The following is a 25,495-nucleotide window of genomic DNA, read 5'->3' as shown; positions in this document are numbered from 1 at the left end:
TGGGGGTGAACTTGCCCAATAAAAAACGGAGGCTGTGAAGCCTCCGTTTTCTTTTGTCGTCTATTCGCTTGCGGATGATTATCCAAGCCGTCCGGCGGCGTGAGCGAGCAGGGTGTAAACCAGGCCAGTTTCCGAGACGAGGTGGTTGCGCAACGCGGACGGTCCGCGTTCGTCGCGCGAGACTTCATCGAGCAGGCGTTCAAACTCATTAATGTAACGGTCCACCGTCTGCTTGAAGTTGCGGTCGGCGCGATACTTGCGAGCGACTTCATCGAAGGCCTTCTGACCTGCGGGCGTATAGAGCCGCTTCGAGAACGCCTTGCGTTCACCGCGCTGATAGCGATCCCACATCTCGACGGCGAGATCACGATCGAGCAGTCGGCCGATGTCCAGCGACAGCGCCTCGAGCGGGTTGGCCGCAGGGCGTGACGACGGAGCAGGGCCGCGGTTGCGAGAGCCATCGTCAGAGTCAGACCGGTTCAACAGATCGGTCAGCCATCCATCGCGGCCGTTGTCGCTCGGAGCTGGACCGATTTGCGGTGGCTCGGTGCGGCGTGCGGCAGGAGCAGGTGCTCCGAGGTCCGGAGGAGGCAAGGTCGATGCGCTGGCGATGTCGCGCTGACGTGGAGCCGGAGCCGGCGCAGGGGCCTGCCGCGAGACGCTCTCGTTGCGCACGTTAGAGGCCGCCACCATCAACTCGTCTTCGCGTTGGCTGGAGCGGCTGACAGTCGTCGCGACGTCGAGGCCTTTGCCGTGACGTGCGACGATGCGGTTGAGCTCGGCCAGCGCCTCGATCTGATCGACGATGACCTTGCGCATCTGTGCAGTGCTTTCGGCAGCTTCCTGCGGCACGTCGAGAACACCGCGGCGCAGTTCAGCGCGGGTGGACTCGAGCTCGCTGTGCAGGTCAGACGACATCTGTTTCATGCTGTGCACGATCGAGGCGAACTTGTCGGCGGCCTGGCGGAACATGGCATCGGCTTCGCGCGTGCCCTGTTCGTACAGTTCGGCCATGGCTTCCGAGGTCTGCCGGCGTTCGCCTTCGACTGCGGAGCGGACCGCCTCGAACTGACGACCGATTTCGGACGCGCTGGTTCCGGCGGTCTGGGCCACCACCTGAGCGATATCGCGGGCCCGCGCTTCGGCGGCAACCAGTGAGTCGTCCAGCAGCCTGGTGAAGCGCGACAGACGTTCGTCCAGATCGTAGGTGCGCAGGTCGATGGTTGCCACGAGCTGTTCCAGCATCGCGTTGCGCTCGGAGAGAGAATCGCTGGCGCGGCCGTTGCTGTGTTCGACCATGCGTGCGGCTTCCATGAGCGAGTGGCCATGGCTGTCGAACTGCGAGGCGAGGGAGGAGAGATTCTCCAGCGCGCCTGCGGTCTTGGCATTGAACAGGCTGAGCTGCTGTTCCAGAGCACTGGTGGATTCGCCGTTGCGGGCGGTGACGTCGTTCATCGTCGAGACGAACTCGGCAACGCGCGTGACGAGGGTCCGCTCGAGCGAGTTGAGGTTCTCGTGAGCGCCGGTGAGCACTTCCTGCAGCAGGATGTTGCCTTCACGCAGCCGCTCGAACAGGGCAAGCGTGTCAGTCCGCAGGATCTTGCTGGTGTCCTGCAGTTCGGTGATCGTGGCGGTCGCCACCAGGCGAGATTGATCGATCGACGCTCGCGACGTTTGCTCGAGATCCTTCAGCGACTTGTTCACGGAGCCGATGGCGATCTCGCTCGCGGTGTTGATCTGGCGGGCGAGGTCGGAGCTGCTGTTCATCATCGCGACGGTGAAGGCGCCGCCCTGGTTCTCGATGGACTTCAGTGCGGACTCGGCAGCGTTGTGGATGACGGACGAGATGTCCTCGGCCTTGAGCGCCAGTGCATCGACCAGCGCGCCGCGCTTGCTGTCGACCAGCTGGGCGAGCTGCTCGGTGCGGGCGCGAACGCCGTCCGTGATCGCTTCCACCTTGCCGTTGAGGGTCGACCCGAAGCGGTCCGTGGAAACGACGATGGTACGTTCGATTTCCGCGGAAGCCGTCTTGACCTGGCTGGTCGCTGTGGTCGACGCGGTAATAATGGTGCTTTCTGCTTCGCGGGCGGTGGTCTGGATGCTGCGCTCCAGTTCGCTCGAAGCGTTCTTGAGTTGAGCATGCACTTCGCCGGAGACAGTTTTCAACTGCGTGCCGACTTCGCCGGAGACCGTCTTCAATTGCGAGCTCACTTCGCCTGAGATGCCTCGCAGGTGTGTGCCGACTTCGCCGGACACGCTCTTTAGCTGTGCGCTGACTTCGCCAGAGAGGCTGATCAAAGACTGTTGTGCGGTACGCGCGCCACCCTGGACCGTTTCGGTGGTGGAGGTCATCAGGCTGGTGAGGGCGCGTTCGGCTTCCTCGACACGAACCTTGATCGCGCTTGTCATCTCTTCTGCGCGGGAGACCAGTAGATCGGCTGCGTTCTGGCCGTTGAAGGTGACGCGGTTCGCTGCGGCTTCGACGCGGGTATCGAGCAGGGTTTCGAACTGCAGAATGCGTGCGCCGATGTCGGTGGTTACCGAGCCGATGCGGTATTCGAGTCCGTTTTGAATCTCCGATACGCGCTCGTTCATCTGGCCGGCGATGCCGTCGAAATACGAGCTCAAGGCACCGGTGACGCTTTCAACATGTGTGCTCATCGCGGTCGTGATGCTGTTGGCATGCACGCTCATTGCACCGGTGAGCTGTGCTGCACGACCATCGATCGTGTCAGCGATGATGGATGAGCGATTTGCGACAGCGTCCGAGAATGCGGAAGCGCGTTGTTCGAACGAGTCGATGATCGCCTGGGTGCGGAAGTCAGCGACATTGGCAAGCGTGGTGGTGCGTTCGTCCAGCGTTTCGGTGATCGCCGCAGTGCGGGCTTCGACCATGTTTGCGAAGGAGATGGTGCGGTTGTCGAAGGTCTCGGCAATGGCGGCGGTGCGGGCATCGACAATGGTCGTCAGCGCCGCAGTCCGGACGTCGAACGTATCCGTCATGGACTCGGTGCGGGCATCGACGATCGCTGTGAACGCAGCGGTACGGCTGTCGAGGGCTTCGACCACGGCCGCGGTGCGGGTATCAACCGCGTTTGCAAATGCGGTCGTACCGCTTTCGAGCCTCTCGGTAATGGCTGCGGTGCGCGCATCCACTACATCGGTAAACGCAGCGGTGCCGCTCTCGATCTTCTCGGTGACGGCCGCCGTACGGGAATCGATCGCATTCTTGAACGCGGAAGTGCGGCCATCCATGACCTCGGTGAAGGCGAGGGTGCGGCCGTCCACGATTTCCGTGAACGCGGCTGTGCGGCCGTCGATGGTGCTGGTGAACGCCGAGCTGCGGCTGTCGATCGTCTGTGCGAACGCGGAGGATTGACGTTCGATGGTCTCGGTGAACGCCGTGGTGCGGTTGTCGATGGTGTCGGCGAAGGTCGAAGCCTGCTGGTCGATGGTAGAGGTGAAAGCAGTGGTGCGGCTTTCGAGGGTATCCGTAAACCCTGCGGCCTTCGCGCCGATGGTTTCGGCAAACGCTGTGGCGCGGGTGTCGAATGTTTCTTCCACGGCCTTGAGGCTGCCGGCGACGGTCTGGTCGAGCTGGTTGACCTTGGACGCGAACGATTCGTCGAGATTCGAGACGCGTGTCTCGACCACGGACTGGAAGTTAGAGAGACTTTCATCGAGCCGGGCATGGAGCTTGTCGCCGTGGTCGATGACGCGTGAATCGAACGTGTCGACATAGCTCTTTAAGTTGTCGGTAATGCCCTGCGTATGCTGGCCCATACGGTCGACGATTTCGCCGCCGTAGGTTTTCACCGTGCGATCGAACTCCGCGATGTGGCGGGTGATGAGGGCGCCGAGCGTGCCGCTATCGCGAGCGAACTTTTCTGCGAGCTCCGAGCCTTGCTCGCGGACCAGTCCTTCGAACGAGTTGATCTGGCTGCTGAGGGTCTCATGCAGGCTTTCGGTGTGGCCGACGACCTTCTCGACGAGCGAGTTCACGCTGACGTCGAGCGTTTCGCTGGCCTTGTCGCCGCTCTCGAGAACGTGCTGGGCGAGACGGTTGCCGGCGTCGCCGAGCTTGGCCGCCAGATCGTCGCCGCGCAGATCGAGTTCTACGAGCAGGGAGTCGCTGGATGTCTTTAGCGCATCGTAAATCTTCTCGGCGCGGTCCGATACGTTGGCGACGATATCTTCCGTGCGGGTTGTGATGCTCTCGACGATCGCTTCCGAGCGCTCTTCGAAGTCGGCGGTCATCTTGTCGATGCGCTCGTTGAGCATGTCGTGGACACGGTCGGCGAGGTCGGCGAATTCGTCGTGGACGTGGCCGGTTTTGAAATTGAGGCTGGCGGTCAGCCGCTCACTGGCATCGAGCACGCTGGCGGCGGTCTGAGAGCTGGTTTCCTCGAGGCGGTCGAGCAGGTCGCCGCCGCGTTCGCCGAGAGCGACGATCACGGTGTCGCCTGCATTGCTGAGCGCACGGGTGATGTGTTCGCTGCGTTCCTCGAGCGCGCCGGTAATGCTCTGCGCGACTTCATCGACGCGCGCCGCGATCGCATCGCTGATCAGCGCGATATCCTGGCGCAGGTCGATCTGTACGCCGGAAATGGCGTTGCGGACCTGTTCAGCCTGACCCACGAGATTGTCGCGCTGAACGGCTATGTCCTGAAGCAGGGCGCGCATGCGCACTTCATTGTCGCTGTAGGCGCGTTCGAGTGAGGAGACTTCGTTGGCGACGAGAGCCTCGAGTTCGCCGGCACGTGCGATCGCTCGCTCGACGCCGTCACCCATCGCCGCGACTTCACGGCGAATGGCCTGGCCCACAGTGACCATGGCGCTGCTCGCGACGTGTTCGGGCTCGGAGAAGCGGACCGCCATCTGCGCCATCGACTGCGCAATCATGCTCAGTTCCTGGCTGCGCCAGGCGACGCTGGCCAGCGAATAGAACAGCACGAGAGGTGCCATGAACACGGCAGCGAGACCAACGATTGCGAGAACGCCGCCGCTCTGGCCGACGACGGACTCGAGCGCGGGCAGGAAGGTGTATGTCAGGAAGCCGGCGCCAACGATCCACAGGCCGGCAAACACCATCGCCAATGTGTAGGCGTTACGGCGGGGGCGGCCGCGCTGAATGGTCTGGAGAAGTGAGCCGATGGCTTCGCGATCGTCATTGGCGGGGTGCGCGTCAAAACGAGGCTGCTCAAGACCACGCTCCGGGGCGCGATCGTCAAGGCCCGACTCACCAAAGGAAGGGCCCCGCGCGATGTCGTCCCGGCCGTCATTAATCGGTGAGGGATCGTTGATATTCAGGGCATCCTGAATCGCCGAGAGCGCAACTTCGGTTGGGTCCTTGACCTTCGGATTTTTTGCCATGTGCCGTCTACGCCCTTGTTATTACGCATTCGAGGGCAGGCCGCAGGTCGCGGCCGGTCGCTCGTCCCGAATGTTGCCCCGATACTTCCGATCAATACGAAAGCTGAATTCGCCGACTGTCCCGCTTGTCCCGTACTTCCCCAAACATCCTATTGGCTCGGCCGGTCGAATGAAATGGCAGGAATTAAGAACATTTTAATCATCGTTAACGCCAACGGCCGTAACCCGCTCCAGCTTCTTGCAATTTGCTCCGTCCGCGAGCCTGATCCAGGCGAAAAGGTGGCGTAAAAACGGCAAAATAGCGGCGATTGGCTGAAACTTTCCGTTAACCATTGCTGTGATTGTCTCACGGTGATTCCCGGCGTCGGACGGTCCGAGCCGCGTGTGATTACCGGGGTTGCCATGTCGCCTCATATGGAGCGTCTGAACTGGATGCCATCGCCTCCGTTGGTTCCCGAGGATTCACCCATCGATGTGCAACATCTTGGGCGCATGACGCTCGGTGAGCCTGATCTCGAAATTGAAGTCCTCGCACTTTTCTCGGCACAGAGTCACGATCTGATCGATCGTCTCACAGCAATGCCTGTGGATGCCGCGGCGCTCGCCCACACTTTAAAGGGATCGGCGCGCGCGATTGGCGCTTTCCGGGTAGCTGACGCTGCCTTGGGGCTTGAAACTGCAATGCGCAACAACGGCAACCTCGCCGACGCACTCTCGACATTGCAGGATGCGGTGATCGAGGCCCGGGCGGCGATCGATCGGATGCTGAACCGCTCCTGAGCCTGAAATCGGTTTTCTGACCTCTCCAACGCTAGTGGAGTGGATTCGACGTTTGTACGAGCGCTGCCGTGAGGCCTAATTACGAACGTCAAATCCAAAAGCGCACTAGCTTCATAGAGTTGCTGGTGTCTCTTCTGATTCCAACATTCGCAAACGAGAGTGCTACAAAGGGATGCGAACGTTAGGGCCGGGACACTAGCGTCCGGTGGATTGACCCGTTATAGGACTGCTCCATCCTCTTTTTTCCCGCCCAGCACGAGCAATCATGGTCAAGATCAACTTTACCGATCACGCAGGCACCACCCGTACCGTTGACGTCGAGGCCGGCGCGACTGTGATGGAAGCTGCGATTCGCAATGCTGTTCCCGGTATTGAAGCTGAATGCGGCGGAGCCTGCGCTTGTGCGACGTGCCACGTCTATGTCGACGAAGCTTGGCGCGAAAAAGTTGGCGCTCCGACACCGATGGAAGAAGATATGCTCGATTTTGGTTTCGATGTGCGCCCGAATTCGCGGCTGTCATGCCAGATCAAGGTAACGGACGACCTTGATGGTCTCGTTCTCATTACGCCTGAACGCCAGGCGTAATTACATCGCGCTTTGTCGCTTTATAGCGCTGCATTGGCGGCAACTTTCTCGGCCCGCAATTCATTGGGCGTCATACCGTAGGTTTGGCGGAAGACACGATAAAACGTTGCCATGCTGTCGAAGCCGCAGGCATAAGCAACGTCCGCAATCGGCCGCGAGGACATTACACCCAGCATCATGCGTCGTGCTTCTGTAAGTCGCGTCGCCATCAGCGTGCGCGCAAAGCTGCGTCCGGTCGGTTCGAACAGAAGATGCAGTTGCCGGACAGAAATCCCGAGTTCGGTCGCAACCGCGAGCGGTGACAGACCCGGACGATGCAGATTCTGTGCGAGCACATTGAGCGCCGCCTTCAGAAAGCCGAAGCGCAATGCCGCGCGTGTTTCCGGTGATCCCGGTGCGACGCGGCTCCGTGCCAACAACGCCAATTGTGCCAGGTAACCGACGTCCTGCTCAAAGTCGGCGTCGGGATTTTCTGCTGCGTTTGCGACAAGAGCAGTAAACGATGCCGCGATTGCTGTCTTCAGGCGCGGGTTGTCTTGCACCAACGCCGGCGCTAGTCCGTGCGCGGGTCGTGCGAATATGTCGCGTCCGGCCAACGGAATTTTCAGGACGCGCAGGTCGAAACCATGGGCCGTGGTTGGCGCAGTTTTATAGGGCAGGTCCGAATGGCTGATGGCGATCTCGCCGGCAGATATCCTGAATTCACCTTCGCCCGTGGTGTTGAACCAGCTTGCGCCACCAGTCTGCTGGTAGATGCAGAGACTGTCGCTGGAGGCGCGTGAGATGTCCGCGGCACCTCTGGTCACCATGTAGGGGGTGGCTCGCATGTTGGACAGAATTGCGCCGTTCACCGCAACAGCAGAGAACCGTCCTCGAAAGTGCGCCCTGTGTTCGGGAGCGAGCGAGATCGTGACGCCAAACAGGTTGCGGGCGCGAACCTCGCACCAGTGGTCGAAACGTTCATGCGGCCGGAAATTGTCGGTGGAAAAATCAATCATGCCCAGCCCACCAGCGACGATCACATACCAGCCTAGAGCATTCGGTTCTGAGAACTGAATCTCTAGATTTGAGTTTTGACGCGTTTTCTTCAAGCGAACCGGTAGCCACTTCGCTCGAAAACGCTTTGGACCTTACACTACCTTACGGAGCTTGTCCGTTGTGTTTGTCGAGCCTTTCGCGGGCCGGATTGATCACGCCCCGCGCAGCATCCAGGGCTGGAATTTCTCGATGATCTCAGCGGGCAGCGGGGCGGGTTTACGTGTGTTGGCGTCCAGCAACACGGTCACCGCTTCAGCGGACGCAGCGCATTTTCCTTCGGAGAACACCACCTGCTTGTAGGAAACCGATGTCTTGCCGATCCGGCTGACGCCAAGACCCATCTCGATGGTTCCAGGCCAGTGGACTTCCGCACGAAAGTCGATGGCCAAGTGTCCCAGTACCCAGCTGAACCCTTCGGGCATCAGGCCGTAGGCTGGATTGCGGATCAGAGTAACCCGCCCGGTTTCGAAATAGCTCGCATATACTGCGTTATTGACATGATGCTGGGGATCGAGATCCGCGTAACGCACATTGTCGGCAATGCGGAAAGGGTAATCTTCCAGGCGGAAAGTGGGGTTTGGGCGGATCGGTGCGTTCACGGGTAGGTCTCCAGGATGCCAGCCCATACAAGGAAATGTCAGGTCCTCACAAGACGTTATAGCGCCCCTTGGGTGTCAATTATTCCTTCCCCCAGCGGGCCGTCTTGGCTAGACAGACCCATTGAACGCGATGTTTCCGCATCTATGCGTCCAAAATGCTTCCTGAACCAATGAAGAATGCGCATGACTGACACGATCAAAACCGACGTCCTGATTATCGGCGCTGGCCCGTGCGGGCTGTTTGCTGTTTTCGAGTTGGGACTGCTCGATATGAAAGTGCATTTGATCGATATTCTCGACAAACTCGGCGGCCAGTGCGCGGAGCTCTACCCGGAGAAACCGATCTATGACATTCCGGGCATCCCCATGGTTACGGGGCAGGGGCTGACCGATTCCCTGATGGAGCAGATCAAGCCGTTCAACCCGACGTTCCATCTCAATGAGATGGTGGAGAGCATCGAAAAGATTGGTGACCCATTGTTCCGTGTCACAACAGACGCGGGGCAGGTGTTCGAAACCAAGGTGGTGGTGATCGCAGCCGGTGGGGGCTCATTCCAGCCGAAGCGTCCGCCGGTGCCTGGCATTGAGGCGTATGAGGGCACGTCGGTGTTCTATGCTGTGCGCAAGATGGAACAGTTCCGCGGCAAGGATCTGCTGATTGTCGGCGGCGGAGATTCCGCACTTGACTGGACACTCAACCTTCAGCCGATTGCAAGGCGCGTAACGCTGCTCCATCGCCGCGATGATTTCCGTGCGGCGCCGCACAGCGTCGAGCAGATGCGCGCGCTCGTCGCCGCAGGCAAGATGGATTTGAAGATCGGACAAGTCACGGGGCTCGAAGGCAATGACGGTGTGCTGTCGGCTGCGCTTGTGAAAGGCAACGACAACGAAACCACCAAGGTCGATTGCAACACCATGCTGCCATTCTTCGGGCTGACGATGAAGATTGGTCCGGTCGCCAACTGGGGCGTTAAGCTCGAAAACAATCTCATTCCGGTGGATACCGAAGCGTTCGAGACCAACGTGCCGGGCATCTTTGCCATAGGCGACATCAACACCTATCCCGGCAAGCTCAAGCTCATTCTATCGGGCTTCCACGAGGGGGCGTTGATGTCGCAAAAGGCGCATCGCTACGTTTATCCGGATAAGCGGCTGGTGTTCCAGTACACGACGTCGTCGTCGAGCCTGCAGAAGAAACTCGGCGTGAGTTGATCGCGCTCGCGTCATCGTGTCATACAGGTTCACCCTGTATGATCTAAACTGCACGCCGTCCCAACGATGGGGGTGTAGCGATGAGTTTCTACGATCGGTACATCGGGCCGCGCATCGTGAGTTGCCTGTGCTCGCTGGAAGATGTGACTGAACAGCGGCGGCTGGTACTTCCAAAAGCACACGGTGTCGTGCTCGAAGTCGGCATCGGTTCAGGCCTCAACCTGCCGCATTACGATCCCGCGAAGGTCACGCGCGTGATCGGTGTCGATCCTGGCGAAGGCTTTGTGGCGCTTGGCAAAGAGCGTTGCAACAATGCGCATATGCCGTTGGAGTTGATCCAGGCGCCGGCAGAGGACATCCCGCTCGACGATAATCTCGCAGATACGGCGGTGTTGACCTACACCCTTTGTTCGGTGTCAGACCCCGAACAGGCCTTGCGGGAAATTCGCCGTGTCCTCAAACCGGACGGCACGCTGATATTCTGCGAGCACGGTAAAGCAGACGATGCATCCGTTGTGCGTTGGCAGGATCGCCTCAATCCGATCTGGAATGTGCTCGCATGCGGCTGCAATCTCAATCGTGACACGGTCGGATTGCTTGCTGGCGCGGGCTTTCAGATTGGGGAGATTGAGCGCTTCTATCTGCCCCACACGCCGAAGCCAGTGGGCTTTCATTGCCGCGGCGTCGCGTCTCCAACTGCCTAGTGCAACGCTGAGACTCTGACCGGTTCGTCGGCTGTCATTGGAGGCGTTCTGCCGCAAATTGATACGCGGCCACCGGCCATCTCCCCCATCCGGCATGAAACTCCGGCCATGCAGTCATTCGGGAACGCTGTGGCTCATTGGCTCGCTTCAGGGCACATCTTCGCTCCAGTCGCGTTCGATTCGACGAGAGTGCAGGAGCAATGAAGAATGCCCGACTTGTCCAAGTTTCCAATCACTATCCGCTGGCCAGCCAAACACCCCGATCGCCTGCAGCTCTACTCACTGCCGACGCCCAATGGGGTCAAAGTCTCGATCATGCTGGAAGAGATAGGGCTGCCTTACGAGCCGCACACCATCAACATCGGCAAGAACGAAACCTGGACGCCTGAATTCTTGTCGCTCAATCCAAACGGCAAAATTCCAGCGATCATCGATCCGAATGGTCCGAATGGGGTGCCGTTCGGATTGTTTGAATCGGGGGCAATCCTTCTCTATCTCGCGGAGAAAACCGGCAAGCTGCTGCCGGATGATCCTGCGTTGCGTTATGAAACCATACAATGGGTGTTCTTTCAGATGGGAGCCGTGGGGCCGATGTTCGGCCAGGTTGGCTATTTCCATAAATTCGCGGGGCGTGAGATTACCGACAAGCGGCCGCTGCAGCGCTATCGCGACGAATCCAAGCGTCTCCTTGGGGTATTGGAGACACGGCTCGAAGGCCGCACCTGGATCATGGGTGATGACTACACGATCGCCGATATCTCGCTGCTGGGCTGGGTCCGCAATCTGGTCGGCTTTTACGAAGCGCGCGAGCTGGTCGATTTCGATAGCCTAAAGCAGGTGCCCGTTTGGCTCGAACGTGGAATCGCGCGGCCGGCTGTGCAGCGCGGCTTGGAAATTCCTGCGCGGCCGTAGCGGCGCAGCATTGTCACGCTGATTAGATTAGCGCGGCATCTCGATCGGAGCGATCGGCTCACTTGTCACAGCCGCAGCCGCTCCGCCAAGACCGAGCACTGCGGTGGTTGCCTGCAGAGCTGCATCGGCCATCGCTGCATGGCCTTCCGCGGTGGGGTGGATGGCGCCGCCGTAAACAGCAGAGAGCACACCCCATGTTGCATCATGGATGTCGCCAGGCTGATCGGCTGGTGTTCTTGCTGCCTGCGGATAGGTCATCGCGGCAAAGTAACTGTCGTTGGCGTCGCGTATCCACCGTGCACGTGGCGAATAGGCGCGGAAGTCGCTTGCAGCTTGTCCGCAGACCAATGGATTGTTTGCGGCGTTGACGATATCAGCAACGAAGCTCTGCCCGGTCGCTGAGAAGCACTGCCGGTCGAACTCTGGATCCGTCTGTGCGCGGGCGCAGAAGCCATGGTTCGCGAAAGCGGCTTGATGCTGATCCACGAAGGTCATCCGGTCGCGGCGGTCTCCACACAGCACGCCACCTTCGCAGAGCGCGAGGTTCTTGAGTTGCGGGAGAAACTCGCTCTCGACGAAATTCGTCACGTCGGCGAGACGCTGCGGATTTGCGTTGAAAGATGGATGGATATCGAAGCCCGCGCGTCCACCCGGACACGGCGCACCATTGCTTAGCGATGGATCGGCGTAGGCCACATAAACCACACGTGAGAGGTCGCCGCCTACAAGTGGCTTCAGCGCCTTACGCAATTTACTGAATCCTTGCGGCAAATCACGGCGCAGACTGGAACGCGCTTCCTCCACCGAACCGAGTACGCCGGTGCGTCGGGACAGCGCGCGTTCGGCGCCGCTGTCGACAATCACGTCCGCGACTAGTCCGGAGAAGTTGATGTCGTTAGCTCCAATCGAGAGCAGGAGAAGGTCGAGCCCCCGGTCCGGCTGTCTCTGCGTCGCTGCGGTCAAGGCTTCACGCAATTCCGCAATCTGTCCGTTGACCGTGCCGGCGCAATTCAAGCCGTTACGTGTGATGGCGCATTCGCGCGCCTGCTGCGATCCGAACAGGCCGTCTGCAATGGTGGCGCCCGTGCAGGCCAAAGGCAGGTATGTCACCGCGATTTGCGGATTTTGCACGGCCAGTGCGATCGCGGTTCGTGTCTGGTAGCTGTAAAGCGAACGGTGACAGGCAGGGCTCAACCACTGCGCTCCGGCGCGCTGCCATTTCTGAAGACTGGTGCCATCAGACGTGTCGCAAGCGCGCGCGCCCTTGAAGCCGGCGCGTCCGGGCCGAAAATATATACCGGCTGCTCCGCCAAGGTAGGAGCGAAAACAAAATCCATCGTCAGCGAGCGCGACCGGACGATCCGGGTTACCTTCGCCTGATGCGACGGAATCTCCCAAGCCCGCAATGAAGATGTCACGCACTTCAATGTCGTTGCTGACGCGCTGGGGGGCATCCGGCCCGCTCGATACATCGACCGTCACTCTGGTCGGACGTCCGTAGCGCACCCGCAGATTGATTGGCTCGCTGCAGTCGAGGGTCGATTGGCGGGGCGGCGGTTCACCATCATCGAACGACCACGCGCAGGTCGCGCCGACCGGGACTGCCCCGGTGAGGCGGACCGTCACCGGATGATCGGTTGGCGTCAGATAACTTTCCTTCACGCCATCGCGCGTGCAGGGCTCGTTGACCCGTCCGGACGGATCGATGCAAAGCCGGCTGACCGTATTACGTGCCCAGCCGCGGCCGTCGCTCTGCGTCGCAAGTAGCTGTTCGGATGCGAGGATGCTGCGGCCGTTGAGGGCTTCGACCTGAAGTTTGAAGTCGCGCTCCTCCTTGAACAGGCGAAAGCGGTTGCGGACTTCCCACGAGATTTGCATTCCCGTGTCGGCTTGTGGAGTCAGGGAAACCTGGGCTGTAGCTGGTCGATCCGCGAACGCAAAGAGCGCCGCGATCAGGAGAAACAAACCGAGAAATAAGCGGATAGCACGCAGTTGGATCATGCCCGTTTGAAGCCGAAGGATGGGGCCAAAATGTGGGAGGGTTCGCAAACGTAGGCGCACACCCGTTGTCCCACAAGCCTCATCTTTGGGCCCGTTATTCGGCCGCCTGCTTGGTGGGCTTCACGGGTTGGGAATTTGTCTTCGCCACGGCAGTCGCGGGCCGGAGTTTGCGGCTTTGCAACCACGGTTCCAGCACGCTGAGCCACAATTCACGGAAGCCGAGGATCGTGATCGACATCGCAAACGGGATCAGGAAGTAGAGAATGCGGAACACCAGCAGCGAGGCCAGCAGTTCTTCCTTGCCCAGCATGGGCAGGCCGACCAGCATGGCTGCATCGAATACCCCCAGGCTGCCCGGGGCGTGGCTGGCGAACCCGAGCAGCGTCGCGAGGATAAACACGACGGACAGCGTGACGAAATCGAGATCGGGGTTCGAGGGCGCGAGCAGATACATCGCAAGTGCGCAGAAGCCGAGATCGACAACACCGATCAGGATCTGCAGTCCGGTCAACGGAGCGGAGGGCAACACAACCTTCCAGCCATCCTTGCCGAGTTCACGGCGGCCATGGCCGGTTGCGATCCACGTGAGATAGATGGCGATGCCGGCGAGCAACCCGACGCCGATGAGTTGGTTGATAGTTTCGGGCAGGAGGTCGATTGAGCTGGCGGCCTGAGGATGCCAGATCATGCCGATGCCGAGCACGAACGTGTTGCCGAGCCAAAACGTCAGGCCCGAAATGAAACAGATCTTGGCGACATCAATGGCGGTCAATCCCCAGTCGGAGTAAATCCGGAAGCGGATTGCGCCACCGGTAAAGACCGTTGCGCCGATATTGTGGCCGACAGTGTAGCTGGTGAAGCTCGACAGCGCGGCGATCCGATAGGGAACGTGCATCTTGCCGATGGTGCGCAACGCGAAGAGATCATAGAACGTCAGAGTAAAGAATGCGCAGAGCACGCACAGCGCTGCCATTGCGATCTGACCGTGCGTCTTTTCGGCGAGCGCCGTCAGCACGACAGCCGTATTCACACCCTTCAGCGTATGGAAGAGGTGCATAATGGCGATCGTCACGATCACGAGGCTTGCGGCAATTCCGAGCCGTTTCCAGCCAATCCGTTCCTTGAAAACACGCCCGAACGTGTTCAGCAATCGTTGCATTCATCCTCCCGGCGGGGCGCGACGTTCATATAAGCCGATTGAGGCGACAGTGAGCAAGCGGCTGCGGCAAATGTCATACGCGAAATCTCATACTTGGAAAATAGCCGGTTGTGCAGTGCCACCAGACCCCTGCGACGAAGGGCAGCGTTGCCACCGTCACATACATTTCACACCAGAATAGCCATTAGAATAAGCCGTTGCACTCTTGATATAGGGACCAAATCGTCGGTTGCGACGGGGCAGGTGGAATTTTGCAGAAGGTCCTTCCAAGAGTTTCCTAGGAACATACGCAGATCGGTCTGGTTGACCAATACACCAAAACGACGCTGTCCTTTTGATCGTGTTCCGTCACGACGGAAGTGTTGCGTTGGTTAACCTGGGAGTATCGCAATGGGATTGTTTACGCGAGACATCAAGACCATGGATGACCTGTTCGTTCACCAGCTTCAGGACATGTATTACGCAGAGAAACAATTGGTGAAGGCATTGCCGAAGATGGCGGAAAAGGCCAACGACAACCAGTTGAAACAAGGCTTTCTCGGGCATCTTGAGCAGACGAAGGGGCATGTCACACGTCTTGAGCAGGTCTTCCAAATGCACGGCATCACGCCGAAGGCGGTCACCTGCCCAGCAATCGATGGCATTATTGAGGAAGCCGACGAAGTCGCAGGCGAGGTTGCAGACAAGCAGGTCCTTGACGCGGCCCTGATCAATGCGGCGCAAGCTGTAGAACATTATGAGATCACGCGTTACGGTACGCTTGTGACATGGGCGAAACGGCTCGGCCGCAACGACTGCGCGGCAATCCTGCAGAAGACGCTCGACGAGGAAAAGGCGACCGACAAGAAGCTGACGCAGCTTGCTGAAGGCGGGATCAATCTGAAAGCTGCAAGCTGATGAGGATGAAGAGACGAAACGCCGCGGCCCAGAGCCGTGGCGTTTTTTTACTGACGGCTAGGCGTGGCGAAGCGCGAAGTGTGCACCGCAAAAGGCCATCGCTCCGCCGAGGCAGAGTGCAACAACGCCCGTAAGAACGCCTGACATGGTTGGGATCGCGCTGGGGGAAGAGGCTGCCTGGCCCGCTGCAGCCAGCATCACGACGCCCGTCAGCATCAACAATTGCCGCAGACGGACCGGAATCTGACCGGATACCGCGCTGTCCAGCACTGTTGCGGTCGCGTATCCGCCAACAAATGCGACGGCAGCAATGAGCCACCATGCTATGGCCGCCCGGGCAGGAATCAGCTCGGCGGTGTCCGTTTTCCATAGGTCGCCAAGATAGAGATCGAAGCGCTGGATCAGAATATGGATGCCGAGCGCAAGCAGCACGCCGAAGATTGTTGCTCCGGCGAGGATCAAATGGCGCGGGAAATAGGCGGGTTGGACCATAGTCTGTCCTTCTAGGCCCGAGTCCGGCATTCACGCAAGCGCTTGAGTGGGGCAAGCACCGCTTCGTGTTTCAATGCCGTACCACCAGCACAGAACACTTGGCATAACGCACCACATGACCTGCATTCGAGCCGAGGAAATAGCTCTGCATGGACGGGCGGTGCGATGTCATCACGATCAGATCTGCTCCGATGTCGGCAGCTTCCTCAAGTACCTCGTGATAGATGCCACCCTGGCGGACAATAGTTGAGATGCGTTTTTCATCGATGCCGGATTCTCGGGCGACGATCGCGAGCGCTTCTTCGGAGAATTGACGTTGCTGCGCATCGAAATCTGGCGGGACATATTCTGCCAGCATCACCGGCGTCAGCGGCATCACATTGACGAGACGCACGGTGCCGCCGGATGATTTTGCCAGTGAGGCCGCGGTTTCGATCGCTGGTTTTGCAAGGTCCGTGTCGGCAAGGTCGATCGGAACGAGAATGGAATTGAACATCGGCGTCTCCAAAACGGCGGACCTGAGACACCTACGATGAATTTATTGGCGTGAACATGCAAGATTGCATGTCGCGGCCTAGTGTGGTGGTTCAGAAGTTCGCTAAATCTTTCCCGCGAGTTCTTCCAGCGAACTTCTGAACCTAAACCACACTAGAATCATAAATTTGCGAGTGTCCTCTCAAATCCAAAGTTCGCAAAGGAGGGCGCTGCACGGCAAGGCGAACTTTGGATTTGGGACATTAGTCGCTGCTTCCCGATGATTCCCGCAGTAATTTAGGACTCACGAAGCGTTGCAGCTTGCCACTGCGGAAACGCACATCGCCCCAGTCATCGGCTGCAAAATCGATGACGGCCACGCCTGCAGTCGGCAAGTTGTTGTCGAGCGCGTCGCGTCCATCCTGATCGCCGCTGATGATCAGGCCAAGCGCCAGCTCGTGCAGCCCGGGGTTGTGCGCGACAATGAGAAGCTGCTTCGGATCCTGTACCGATGTCTCATGGACAAGCTGCAACAGTTCGGTTGGATCGGCGCCGTAAAGCGCCGGCACATGTTCGACCTGGATGCCGGGTAGATCGGGAGCCATCAGATTCCAGGTTTCCTGGGCGCGCGTTGCCGTCGAGACCAGGGCTAGTCCGCGGTCATAGTCATGCCGTGCCAGCCAGCGGCCTATTTCGGCGGCGTCCTTGATACCACGGTCGTCCAGCCGGCGGTCGCGATCCTTGCCCGATGGAGCTTCCCGCTCGGTCTTGGCATGGCGCAGCAATATCAAACGGCGCATGGCGCAATCCTTGGTTCGCAGGCTAGAGGAGGGTCCGGAATAGTGTACAAGATGGCGCTGGGCAAGGTGACAGACGTTGGCACTGTCACGGTGAGGAAATACGATCCCCCGAGATGCAGTCCGATTCTCAAGACAAGTCCGATTCTCAAGACATGCCGGTTTCTCAAGACATGGCGATGGCAGAATCCGCGACAAAAGACATCGGTGGCGGTAACGCGGCACAAGCGGTGATCCAACCGGTGGTGGCCGATTCGCCGACGCGGCCGCGCCTAACCTTCGATCTCGACGTGGATATCTGTGTGATCGGGGCGGGGCTCGCCGGCCTGACGGTTGCTCGTGAGGCGGCGAGAATGGGGGCCTCCGTGGCTGTCCTCGAAGGGCGCAATGTCGGATGGAACGCGTCCGGTCACAGCCTCGGCGCAGTGATGCCCGGATTTGGCTTTCCCGCTGCTGATCTTATCGATCGCGTGGGGGTCACCGACGCCCGGGAGCTTTGGTCGCTCGCGCAGCAAGGAGCAGACTATGTCCACGCGACGGTCACACTTGACGCAGGGCAGGACGCCACGCTGACGAAAGGCGCGCTCGAAGTTTCCAACGTCGATGTTGGCGATACGCTGATCCGACGTTTGCAAACTCTTGGCGGCGATTTCGGCACCGAAGTGGAGGGCTGGCAGGTCGATCGGGTGCGCGACGTGCTCAAGACCAACCGTTACTTCCACGCAATCCACTATCCGCGCGCTTTTCAGATTGATGGCCAGCAATATGTGCACACTCTCGCTGCGCTTGCGGAGCGGGCAGGGGTTCGGATTTTCGAAGAGACGCCGGCGGTCGGTATCGATCCTTCCGGCGTTCGCAAGCGTGTCGTGACACCGTCTGCCCGGCTGCGCTGTTCGGATATTGTCATGGCTGGCAATGTTCACATCGGCACACCCGCGCTACGTCTTGCAGGAACACTGCTGCCGACCTGGCGATATATGGGAATGACGGAGCCGTTAGGCGATCGCCTCGCGGAGGCGATCAAGTTTCACGGTTCTGTCGCGGACACCGATGATATCGATCAGTTTCGCATCGTCGGTGGTGATCGATTGTTGTGGTCCAGTCCGGAAACCACATGGCAGGCCAATCCCCGGCGATTTGCGAAAGCCATTCAGCGCCGCATCGCGACGGTTTTCCCTAAGCTTGGCCCGGTCAAGGTTGAGGATGTGTGGAGCGGTGTCTTCGGTCAGACCGTCCATGGCATGCCGCAGATCGGGCAATTGCGACAGGGATTGTGGGTGGTCTCGGGCTTCGGCCGTCAGGGATTGAATACAACAGCCATGGGCGGTCAGCTTGTGGCCCGAAGCATCATGCTGGGCGACGATCGCTGGCGGCTGTTTTCACCCTTCGAGCTGGTCTGGGCTGGGGGATCGGTCGGGCGAGTGGTTGGACACGGGTTTGGTCTGTGGTTGCGCGGTCAGTCCGCGGCGGCGGGCCTTGTGTCGCGTTACCGAGAAGGGGTGAAGGCGCGGGAAGGGGTGCGTGAGCGTGCCCGCGAGGTCCACATGAAAGCCATGAAAGCCAGGGTCGCCGCAGATCGCGAGCGCGCGGCGGCCGCTATGCGGCGGCGCGATGATCGCGGCGGAACTCCTCGTTGATTCCAGAGCGTTGTTGACGATCCAGCCGGGCCCGAGGTTGCTTTAGATAGCCCGGAGCATGCAATAAGCCGGTGTCAGCGGGGTTCAGATTGTGAGACCGTATGTATGGCCTCGCAGGAAAGTGAGCCGGGCTCTGTAACGTTTTGCGAGATGGACCGTATCTCATGACGGACAGCCTGTTTTCCGATTTGCACGGAGCTTTGACCATGATCGACCGCCGATTCCTGCTCGCATCTGCCACCAGCCTTGCTGCGTTTTCCGCGTTCCGCTGGTTCGGCCTGGGCGGTGACGCCAAGGCCGCCGAGACGTCCAAGCCAGAGAAGTTCGAGATCGAGAAGACGCCGGAGGAGTGGCGCAAGCAGCTGACATCAGCGCAGTACAATGTACTGCGCGAAGCGGGCACCGAGCGTCCTTTTACGAGCCCGCTCAATTATGAAAAGCGCAAGGGCACGTTCGCATGCGCGGGCTGCGACCTGCCGCTGTTTGCATCGGAGACGAAATTCGACAGTGGCACGGGCTGGCCGAGCTTCTATCAGGCGCTGCCTAACGCCATCGTCGACAAGACTGATCGCTCGTTCATGATGGTCCGCACCGAAACGTTGTGCCGCCGTTGCGGTGGTCACCTCGGTCACGTCTTCGATGACGGTCCGAAGCCGACTGGCTTGCGTTACTGCATGAACGGTCTGGCGCTGTCCTTCAAGCCGTCGGATCGCTCCTCGTCCTAGGCGCTTTGTGCAGCCCTCTGGCGGCAATTCTTGCCCCTCTAGGCAATTGTGCCCCGGTCTTGCGACCGGGGCTTTTCTTTTAAGTCATTGAAAAAACTAGGTTCCAGCCGTTGGCACGCGGCTTGCGATCTCTTCTTCGAACGCGGTCATTGATTGGCAAATACCGGCAGGCCGCCCGGCGCGAAGTTGGAGATAAAGTAATGGGTCTTTTCGGAGCTCTGAATACATCGGTCGCGGGTATGCGTGCGCAGTCGTACGCGCTGGAAAACATTTCCGGCAACATCGCGAACTCGCAGACCACGGCGTTCAAGCGCATCGATACGAGCTTCATGGACATGATTCCTGACTCCGGCCCCACCGATCAGGTCGCCGGCAGTGTGGTTGCGAATTCTCGTGAAACCAACACCGTAGCCGGTGACGTCCAGGACGCGTCTGTTGCAACTTATATGGCCATCAACGGCGACGGTTTCTTCGCCGTTCAGAAGCCGAGCAGCTTCAGCGACAACAATCCGCAGTTCGATGGCGTTGAGAACTACACCCGTCGTGGCGACTTCACGCTCGACAAGGACGGCTACCTCGTGAACGGCGCCGGATATTACCTCGAAGGCATTCCGATCGACTCGACCACCGGCAACGTGACGGGCAGCACCCCGCAGGTGCTGAAGTTCGGCGGCGACTTCCTGCCGGCGCAGCCCACCACCACCGTGACATATCGCGCGAACCTCGCCCGTTATCCGCTGACCAACAAGTACGATCCGAGCATCCCCGGCTCCGAACTGCTCAACGTCGGCGACTTTACCAGTAATCCTCGCACCGTCGGAACGCCGCCGGATCCGTTCGCGGACAACGGCGTGGCCGGTACGTCGGTGAATGACAACGTAACTCCGACTCCCAATGCGATCGGCCCCACCACGTTGCTTTCGAATCTCGCCACGCCTTTCGCCGCGAACGACGTTATCACGGTGAACGGCAAGACCATCACATTCGCCGTTGCGGGCACTGCGACCAGTACTGACGCTGCGGGCAACGTCACGATGGGTATCGATCAACCTGTCAGTGCTCTGCTCGGCCAGATCGACACTCTCAGCGGCAACAATGCCACAGCAGCGCCGTCCCCTCCAGGGCCCACTATTGTACCCTCTTCTGTGGCAGCCGGTGTGGTGACCCTGCATACGGGTACGCTCAACAATCTCAGCATCACCGAATCAGTTGGCAACGGTTTGGCAGGGCTCGGATTGACGACACCGGTTACGCTGAACCGCCTTGGTGGCGGTACGGGTCCGGGCACGGGACAGGTTGTCGGAACGGATTTGAAATCGTTTCTCGATGAATCGGTGTCGGGCGACACGGTCACCGCGTACGACGCGTCGGGCGCACCGGCCCCCCTGCAGTTCCGCTGGGCCAAGGTGGATAGTGCCGACGCCGGTGGCACCCATAAGGATACCTGGAACCTGTTCTATCAAACCAACGCAAATGCCACGGGCAGCGCCCCCGCCTGGCAGAACGTCGGCACCGACTTCACCTTCGTGAACAATCAGTTGTCGCCCGCAATTCCGTCAGTTGCTCTGACCAACGTCCAGGTTGGCGGTGTCACGCTTCCCAACCTGTCCATTACGTTTGGCAGCAACCTGACTCAGTTCAACGATCCGAAGGGTAACACCAGCAACGGCATCCAAGCCAACGGCTTTCCGGCAGGTTCGCTGCAGACAGTTTCGATCGATGACAGTGGCAAGGTGGTCGGCCAATACTCGAACGGCCGCAATGTGGACCTGGCGCAGATCACGCTCGCGACCTTCACCGGCGCGAACTTCCTTCAGCGCAGCGATGGCGGCACCTTCACCGTGACCAGCCAGTCCGGTCCGCCGGTATACGGCAAGGGTGGTAGCATTCAGGGATCAGCGCTGGAAGGATCGAACGCGGACATCGCCGACGAATTTACGAAGCTGATCGTGACGCAGCAGGCTTACTCGGCGAACACCAAGGTCATCACCACTGCGAACCAGATGGCGCAGGATCTGCTCAACGTGGTGCGATAACTTCGCACCACGCTGGTGTCTCGTCTTCGAAATAACCGACCAATTTGCCGCGCGCTGGCACGGTTATTCGGGGACGAGAGGACACTAGGAAAATCAAGTGAGAGTGTGGCTTCGCAATTGCCGATCCGAGACCAGCCGCAAGACAGGTCGGCAATTTGCGAGACGCCAAATTAGGTTTCAAGCTGAAGTAGGACAGTACCAATGGGTCTGAGCCAAGCTCTTTCAATCGCGATGTCCGGCCTGCGTGCAAACCAGGCCTCTCTGTCACTGGTATCTTCGAATGCAGCCAATGCGGAGACGCCCGGTTACGTTCGCAAGACGACCAACGTCATCGACACCTCTCACGGAGTGCGAACCGTCGGGGTCAATCGCGAGCTTGACACCTACGTTCAGACCCAGCTGCGGACGGAACTGTCGGGCTCGGGCTATGCAACAACCAAGTCGACATTCCTGAATAACCTGCAGGGCATCTACGGTGATCCGGATTCAGATGGGACGCTGGAGGGCAGCTTCAACGCCCTGACCACGGCCCTGCAAGCTCTCTCCACAAGCTCGGACACGGATTCGGCGCGTAAGTCCGTCGTCAATGCGGCGCAGACGATGGCGGCGCAGTTGAACCAGACGAGTGACGGTATTCAGGGTCTGCGCGCTGCCGCAGACTCCGGAATCAACAGTTCCGTCAAATCCGCCAACGACGCGATGGCACAGATCGCCAAGATCAATCAGCAGATCGGTGGTGCCACCACTCTCGATGCGTCCACTGCCACACTGCTCGATCAGCGCGATCAATACATCGATCAGTTGTCGCAATTGATGGACATTCGCGTCGTACCGGGCGACGGCAATCAGGTATCGGTCTACACCGGCTCGGGATTCCAGCTCGTCGGCGGTCCCAACGCGGCCAGCCTGTCGTTCACCCCGGCGGGAACGATGACCCCGGATGCCCAATGGGATTCGGATCCGACGAAAAGCGATCTCAGTTCGGTCACGCTGCAATACCCGGATGGATCGAGCATCGATCTGACCGCTGAGCATGGCATTCGCTCCGGCGCAATCGCCGCTTACACTGAGCTGCGCGACACCACGCTGGTCCAGGCGCAAAATCAGGTTGATGCCCTTGCGGCCTCGATGTCGAGCGCGTTGTCTGACAACACGACGGCAGGCACCGCCGTGACGGCGGGCGCACAAAGTGGTTTCGACGTTGATCTTTCGGCCCTGCAGCCCGCCACCGGCAACAAAGGCTCCGTCAATATCTCTTATACGGACAATACGACGCACAAGCAGGTCAGCAAGAGTATTGCTGTCGATCTCTCCGGTGGTATGGCGTCTGTCGTATCGCAGCTTAACACCGCCATGGCCGGGACGGGTGTGCAGTTCTCGAATCCGGCGCCGCCATCCAATACTCTGCGTGTGCTGGACGACGGTACGAGCAATGTGGCCGATGTGAATTCCGTATCGTTGACCACAACGGCAACGACGTTGACCGACAATGGCGGCCCGCAGCTTCCGTTCTTCACCGATGGAAACTCGCCGTATGTCTACGGTTCGGACAAGACAGGCCTTGCGGGACGGATCGCCGTCAATCCTGCGCTGCTGGCTGATCCGTCACGGCTCGTCGTCTACAACACCAGTCCCACGACACCGTCAGGCGATACCACGCGCACTGATTTCATCCTGTCGCAGCTCACCAACGGCACGTCGACATATCCATCCGATACCGGAGTGGGCTCCGCCAAGACTCCATTCAAGGGCACCATCCTCAGCTACACGCAGCAGTTCACTGCGATGCAGGGCGATGCGGCGACCGCCGCGCAATCGGAATCTGATGGTCAGAGCGTGGTGGTGAATACGTTGCAAAACAAGATGAGCCAAACGTCAGGTGTGGATATCGATACGGAGATGGCGAATCTGATGGCGTTGCAAAACGCTTATTCGGCCAATGCCCGTGTGATGTCCACGGTCCAATCCATGTATCAGTCACTGTTGCAGGCATTCTGAGGGTCTCATGACAATCTCTGGCGTTAGCGGCCGCACTACCTATCTCAGCTCTGGTCTTATCAACATCAAGAACCAGCTCGATCTCCTGTCGCAGCAACTTGCGTCCGGAAAGAAATCGACCACCTATTCAGGCCTCGGCATCGACTCTGCTACGGCGACAGGATTGCGTGCGCAGCTCGCAACTCTTTCAAGCTATGCAGACACCGACAATCTGCTGAACACCCGCATCAATCTCGCGAATCTCTCGCTGCAAGGCATCAGCGATGCCGGAAGCCAAGTGAAGCAGGCGGCGACAGGTGCGACGCTGACCCTGGATAGCACCGGACAAACTCCGGGGCAGAAAACGGCGCAGGGATCTTTCACGCAGATCGTCGCGCTGTTGAACTCAACCGCCGCCGGCCGCTATCTGTTTTCGGGGCGCGCCACCGATACGCCTTCAACCGCGTCTGCCGATGCCATCATGAACGGCACTGGCGCGCAGGCCGGTTTAAAGCAGTTGATTTCCGAGCGTGCTGCGGCCGACGACACCAGTGGTCTTGGCCGGCTGCAGATCACTGCGCCTTCGGCAACGTCGCCAACGACGGTGTCGATCAACGAGGACGTCGCCGGTTCGCCGTTCGGCCTCAAGCTCGATTCGATCAGCACCAATCTCTCCGGCGCGACGGTTACGCAGCCTGCGGCAGGAACGCCTCCGGCGGGGCAGGAGATGTCGATCGATCTCGGCGCGACCAATCCGAATGAAGGTGAGAAGGTCACGTTCAACTTCAAGCTGCCGGATGGCACAAGCGAGCAGATCGAACTCACCGCCACGACCACCAATCCTCCGCCGGCGGGAAGCTTCCTGATTGGTGCCACATCCGACGTTACCGCCACCAACCTGAGTGGCGCGCTTAACACGGCAGTCGGCAAGCTCGCGAACACGGCGCTGGTTGCGGCGTCGGCCATGACGGCTTCGGACAACTTCTTCAACTCGAATCCGCCACAGCGTGTCGATACCTCAAGCAATCCTCCTGTCGCGCTCCGCAATGGAACGCCGGCTGACACGGTGTCCTGGTATACGGGCGAAGTTGCGACGGGCCCGAACGACACCGCGCGAGGCACCGCCGCGATCGGCGTCGATTCGTCGATTTCGGTTCAATACGGCGCACGCGCCAACGAGGATGCGTTTATCACTCAGTTGAAGAACGTCGCAGTCTATGCGGCGGTGACGACGGACGCGAACAACCCGAACGCCAACGATCAATTGACGGCGCTCAACTCGCGCATCATTACAAACCTGTCGGATCACCCGGGCCAGCAATCGATCGAGAACATCCAGTCGGATTTTGCGAATGCGCAGGTCACGGTCAAGAATGCGCAAGACCGGCAAAAGCAGGTAGGCGCAACCGCGCAGTCGATGCTCGATTCCATCCAGGGCATCAACGACGACGAGGTCGCCGCCAAGATCATGGCGCTGCAGACGAGCCTGCAGGCGTCTTATCAGACGACATCGCAGCTCTATCAGATGAGCCTGCTCAAATTCCTGCCGCCTCCATAGTAGCATCGGCAACGATCCAAATGAAAAAGGGCTTCCTTGCGGAAGCCCTTTTTTGTTTTGGTTTGTCGTCTCGGGTCGCGTGAAACGCGCCGTATCAGGCAGCGCGATTTTCGGCCGCTTCCTTCAGCGCTATGAGCGTCTGCTCTTCATAAGCGATCAGCTTGCGGGCTTCTTTCAGCGCCTTGTAGTAGTCGCCACCAAGAATGTGATTGTTGATATCCCCGATGATGTCGGCTGAGCCGGGTGACACGATGAGAATGTCGCGCATCAGGTCGAAATAGACCGGATGGTGTTCCTGCGGCTCGTCGGAAATGTACATCAGCTGCACCGCCAGATAGATTAGCTTGGCCGGGGTGTTGGCTGTTGCGGGTGTGAGAATGTCCTTTTCACGCAGGATCGGCAATTTATCACCTTCGATGAGTAGTTTTGCGCGCTGATCGGTATTGGTGATCACGCAAGAGCCGACAATGATCTTTTCGTGCGGCTTGAGTTCGACTTTCAACGCCATCTCTGTCTCCCAGCGTGCGATTGGTTTCAG

At 59.5% G+C, this 25,495-nt stretch carries 20 protein-coding genes; 11 read left to right on the top strand and 9 right to left on the bottom strand.

What is annotated here, in order from left to right:
- Positions 1 to 78: 78 nt before the first annotated feature.
- The gene (locus ACZ5C3_RS21030; RefSeq protein WP_464044249.1) at positions 79 to 5,373 is read right to left on the bottom strand and encodes an apolipoprotein A-IV repeat region-like domain-containing protein; all 5,295 of its coding nucleotides are present in this window, start codon (positions 5,371 to 5,373) and stop codon (positions 79 to 81) included.
- A 402-nt stretch (positions 5,374 to 5,775) separates the two neighbouring features.
- Between ACZ5C3_RS21030 and ACZ5C3_RS21025 the strand changes: the two genes are divergently transcribed.
- On the top strand, positions 5,776 to 6,153 hold the full coding sequence (locus ACZ5C3_RS21025; RefSeq protein WP_464032706.1) for an Hpt domain-containing protein: 378 nt from the start codon (positions 5,776 to 5,778) through the stop codon (positions 6,151 to 6,153).
- Positions 6,154 to 6,418: 265 nt separating this feature from the next.
- Positions 6,419 to 6,739, top strand: a complete 321-nt coding sequence (locus tag ACZ5C3_RS21020; protein ID WP_464032705.1) for a 2Fe-2S iron-sulfur cluster-binding protein — start codon at positions 6,419 to 6,421, stop codon at positions 6,737 to 6,739.
- Positions 6,740 to 6,759: 20 nt separating this feature from the next.
- Here ACZ5C3_RS21020 and ACZ5C3_RS21015 read toward each other — a convergent pair whose 3' ends face one another.
- A complete protein-coding gene (locus ACZ5C3_RS21015) occupies positions 6,760 to 7,737 on the bottom strand; it encodes a helix-turn-helix transcriptional regulator (protein ID WP_464032704.1) in 978 nt (325 codons plus the stop codon).
- Positions 7,738 to 7,929: 192 nt separating this feature from the next.
- The gene (locus ACZ5C3_RS21010) at positions 7,930 to 8,376 is read right to left on the bottom strand and encodes an acyl-CoA thioesterase (protein WP_464032702.1); all 447 of its coding nucleotides are present in this window, start codon (positions 8,374 to 8,376) and stop codon (positions 7,930 to 7,932) included.
- Positions 8,377 to 8,559: 183 nt separating this feature from the next.
- Between ACZ5C3_RS21010 and ACZ5C3_RS21005 the strand changes: the two genes are divergently transcribed.
- The 3 genes from ACZ5C3_RS21005 to ACZ5C3_RS20995 all read left to right on the top strand — a co-directional run bounded on the left by ACZ5C3_RS21005 (position 8,560) and on the right by ACZ5C3_RS20995 (position 11,204).
- Positions 8,560 to 9,588, top strand: a complete 1,029-nt coding sequence (locus ACZ5C3_RS21005; protein WP_464032700.1) for an NAD(P)/FAD-dependent oxidoreductase — start codon at positions 8,560 to 8,562, stop codon at positions 9,586 to 9,588.
- Positions 9,589 to 9,668: 80 nt separating this feature from the next.
- Positions 9,669 to 10,292 carry a class I SAM-dependent methyltransferase gene (locus ACZ5C3_RS21000; protein WP_464032699.1) on the top strand — a complete coding sequence of 208 codons (624 nt, stop codon included), beginning with the start codon at positions 9,669 to 9,671 and terminating at the stop codon, positions 10,290 to 10,292.
- A gap of 207 nt (positions 10,293 to 10,499) precedes the next feature.
- Complete coding sequence (locus ACZ5C3_RS20995; RefSeq protein ID WP_464032697.1) at positions 10,500 to 11,204, top strand: glutathione S-transferase N-terminal domain-containing protein; 705 nt, start codon at positions 10,500 to 10,502, stop codon at positions 11,202 to 11,204.
- A gap of 27 nt (positions 11,205 to 11,231) precedes the next feature.
- Here ACZ5C3_RS20995 and ACZ5C3_RS20990 read toward each other — a convergent pair whose 3' ends face one another.
- On the bottom strand, positions 11,232 to 13,082 hold the full coding sequence (locus ACZ5C3_RS20990; RefSeq protein ID WP_464032695.1) for an SGNH/GDSL hydrolase family protein: 1,851 nt from the start codon (positions 13,080 to 13,082) through the stop codon (positions 11,232 to 11,234).
- Between the two features lie 217 nt (positions 13,083 to 13,299).
- A complete protein-coding gene (locus ACZ5C3_RS20985; protein WP_464032694.1) occupies positions 13,300 to 14,364 on the bottom strand; it encodes a lysylphosphatidylglycerol synthase transmembrane domain-containing protein in 1,065 nt (354 codons plus the stop codon).
- Between the two features lie 390 nt (positions 14,365 to 14,754).
- Between ACZ5C3_RS20985 and ACZ5C3_RS20980 the strand changes: the two genes are divergently transcribed.
- The gene (locus tag ACZ5C3_RS20980; RefSeq protein ID WP_464032692.1) at positions 14,755 to 15,261 is read left to right on the top strand and encodes a YciE/YciF ferroxidase family protein; all 507 of its coding nucleotides are present in this window, start codon (positions 14,755 to 14,757) and stop codon (positions 15,259 to 15,261) included.
- A 57-nt stretch (positions 15,262 to 15,318) separates the two neighbouring features.
- Here ACZ5C3_RS20980 and ACZ5C3_RS20975 read toward each other — a convergent pair whose 3' ends face one another.
- From ACZ5C3_RS20975 to ACZ5C3_RS20965, 3 genes are all read right to left on the bottom strand, one after another.
- On the bottom strand, positions 15,319 to 15,753 hold the full coding sequence (locus tag ACZ5C3_RS20975; RefSeq protein ID WP_464032690.1) for a hypothetical protein: 435 nt from the start codon (positions 15,751 to 15,753) through the stop codon (positions 15,319 to 15,321).
- A gap of 70 nt (positions 15,754 to 15,823) precedes the next feature.
- The gene (locus ACZ5C3_RS20970; RefSeq protein WP_464032688.1) at positions 15,824 to 16,249 is read right to left on the bottom strand and encodes a universal stress protein; all 426 of its coding nucleotides are present in this window, start codon (positions 16,247 to 16,249) and stop codon (positions 15,824 to 15,826) included.
- 241 nt (positions 16,250 to 16,490) lie between these two features.
- Positions 16,491 to 17,027 (bottom strand): SixA phosphatase family protein, encoded by a 537-nt coding sequence (locus ACZ5C3_RS20965; protein ID WP_464032687.1) that lies wholly within the window; start codon positions 17,025 to 17,027, stop codon positions 16,491 to 16,493.
- Positions 17,028 to 17,140: 113 nt separating this feature from the next.
- On the opposite strand from ACZ5C3_RS20965, the gene ACZ5C3_RS20960 reads away from it, so the two are divergent.
- The 5 genes from ACZ5C3_RS20960 to ACZ5C3_RS20940 all read left to right on the top strand — a co-directional run bounded on the left by ACZ5C3_RS20960 (position 17,141) and on the right by ACZ5C3_RS20940 (position 24,957).
- Positions 17,141 to 18,661: an NAD(P)/FAD-dependent oxidoreductase gene (locus ACZ5C3_RS20960; RefSeq protein WP_464044248.1), complete on the top strand. Its 1,521-nt coding sequence runs from the start codon at positions 17,141 to 17,143 to the stop codon at positions 18,659 to 18,661.
- A gap of 206 nt (positions 18,662 to 18,867) precedes the next feature.
- Positions 18,868 to 19,386, top strand: a complete 519-nt coding sequence (msrB, locus tag ACZ5C3_RS20955; RefSeq protein WP_464032683.1) for a peptide-methionine (R)-S-oxide reductase MsrB — start codon at positions 18,868 to 18,870, stop codon at positions 19,384 to 19,386.
- 200 nt (positions 19,387 to 19,586) lie between these two features.
- Positions 19,587 to 21,422, top strand: a complete 1,836-nt coding sequence (locus ACZ5C3_RS20950) for a flagellar hook-basal body complex protein (RefSeq protein WP_464032682.1) — start codon at positions 19,587 to 19,589, stop codon at positions 21,420 to 21,422.
- Positions 21,423 to 21,623: 201 nt separating this feature from the next.
- Positions 21,624 to 23,420 (top strand): flagellar hook-associated protein FlgK, encoded by a 1,797-nt coding sequence (flgK, locus tag ACZ5C3_RS20945; RefSeq protein ID WP_464032680.1) that lies wholly within the window; start codon positions 21,624 to 21,626, stop codon positions 23,418 to 23,420.
- A gap of 7 nt (positions 23,421 to 23,427) precedes the next feature.
- On the top strand, positions 23,428 to 24,957 hold the full coding sequence (locus ACZ5C3_RS20940) for a flagellar biosynthesis protein FlgL (RefSeq protein ID WP_464044247.1): 1,530 nt from the start codon (positions 23,428 to 23,430) through the stop codon (positions 24,955 to 24,957).
- A 94-nt stretch (positions 24,958 to 25,051) separates the two neighbouring features.
- On the opposite strand, the gene flbT is transcribed toward ACZ5C3_RS20940, so the two are convergent.
- A complete protein-coding gene (gene flbT, locus ACZ5C3_RS20935) occupies positions 25,052 to 25,465 on the bottom strand; it encodes a flagellar biosynthesis repressor FlbT (protein ID WP_464038394.1) in 414 nt (137 codons plus the stop codon).
- Between the last annotated feature and the right edge of the window lie 30 nt (positions 25,466 to 25,495).

The organism is Afipia dichlorophenoxyacetatis, assembly GCF_055386385.1.
Note: the sequence above shows the minus strand (reverse complement) of the source record. Positions and strands in the feature narration are given on the sequence as shown.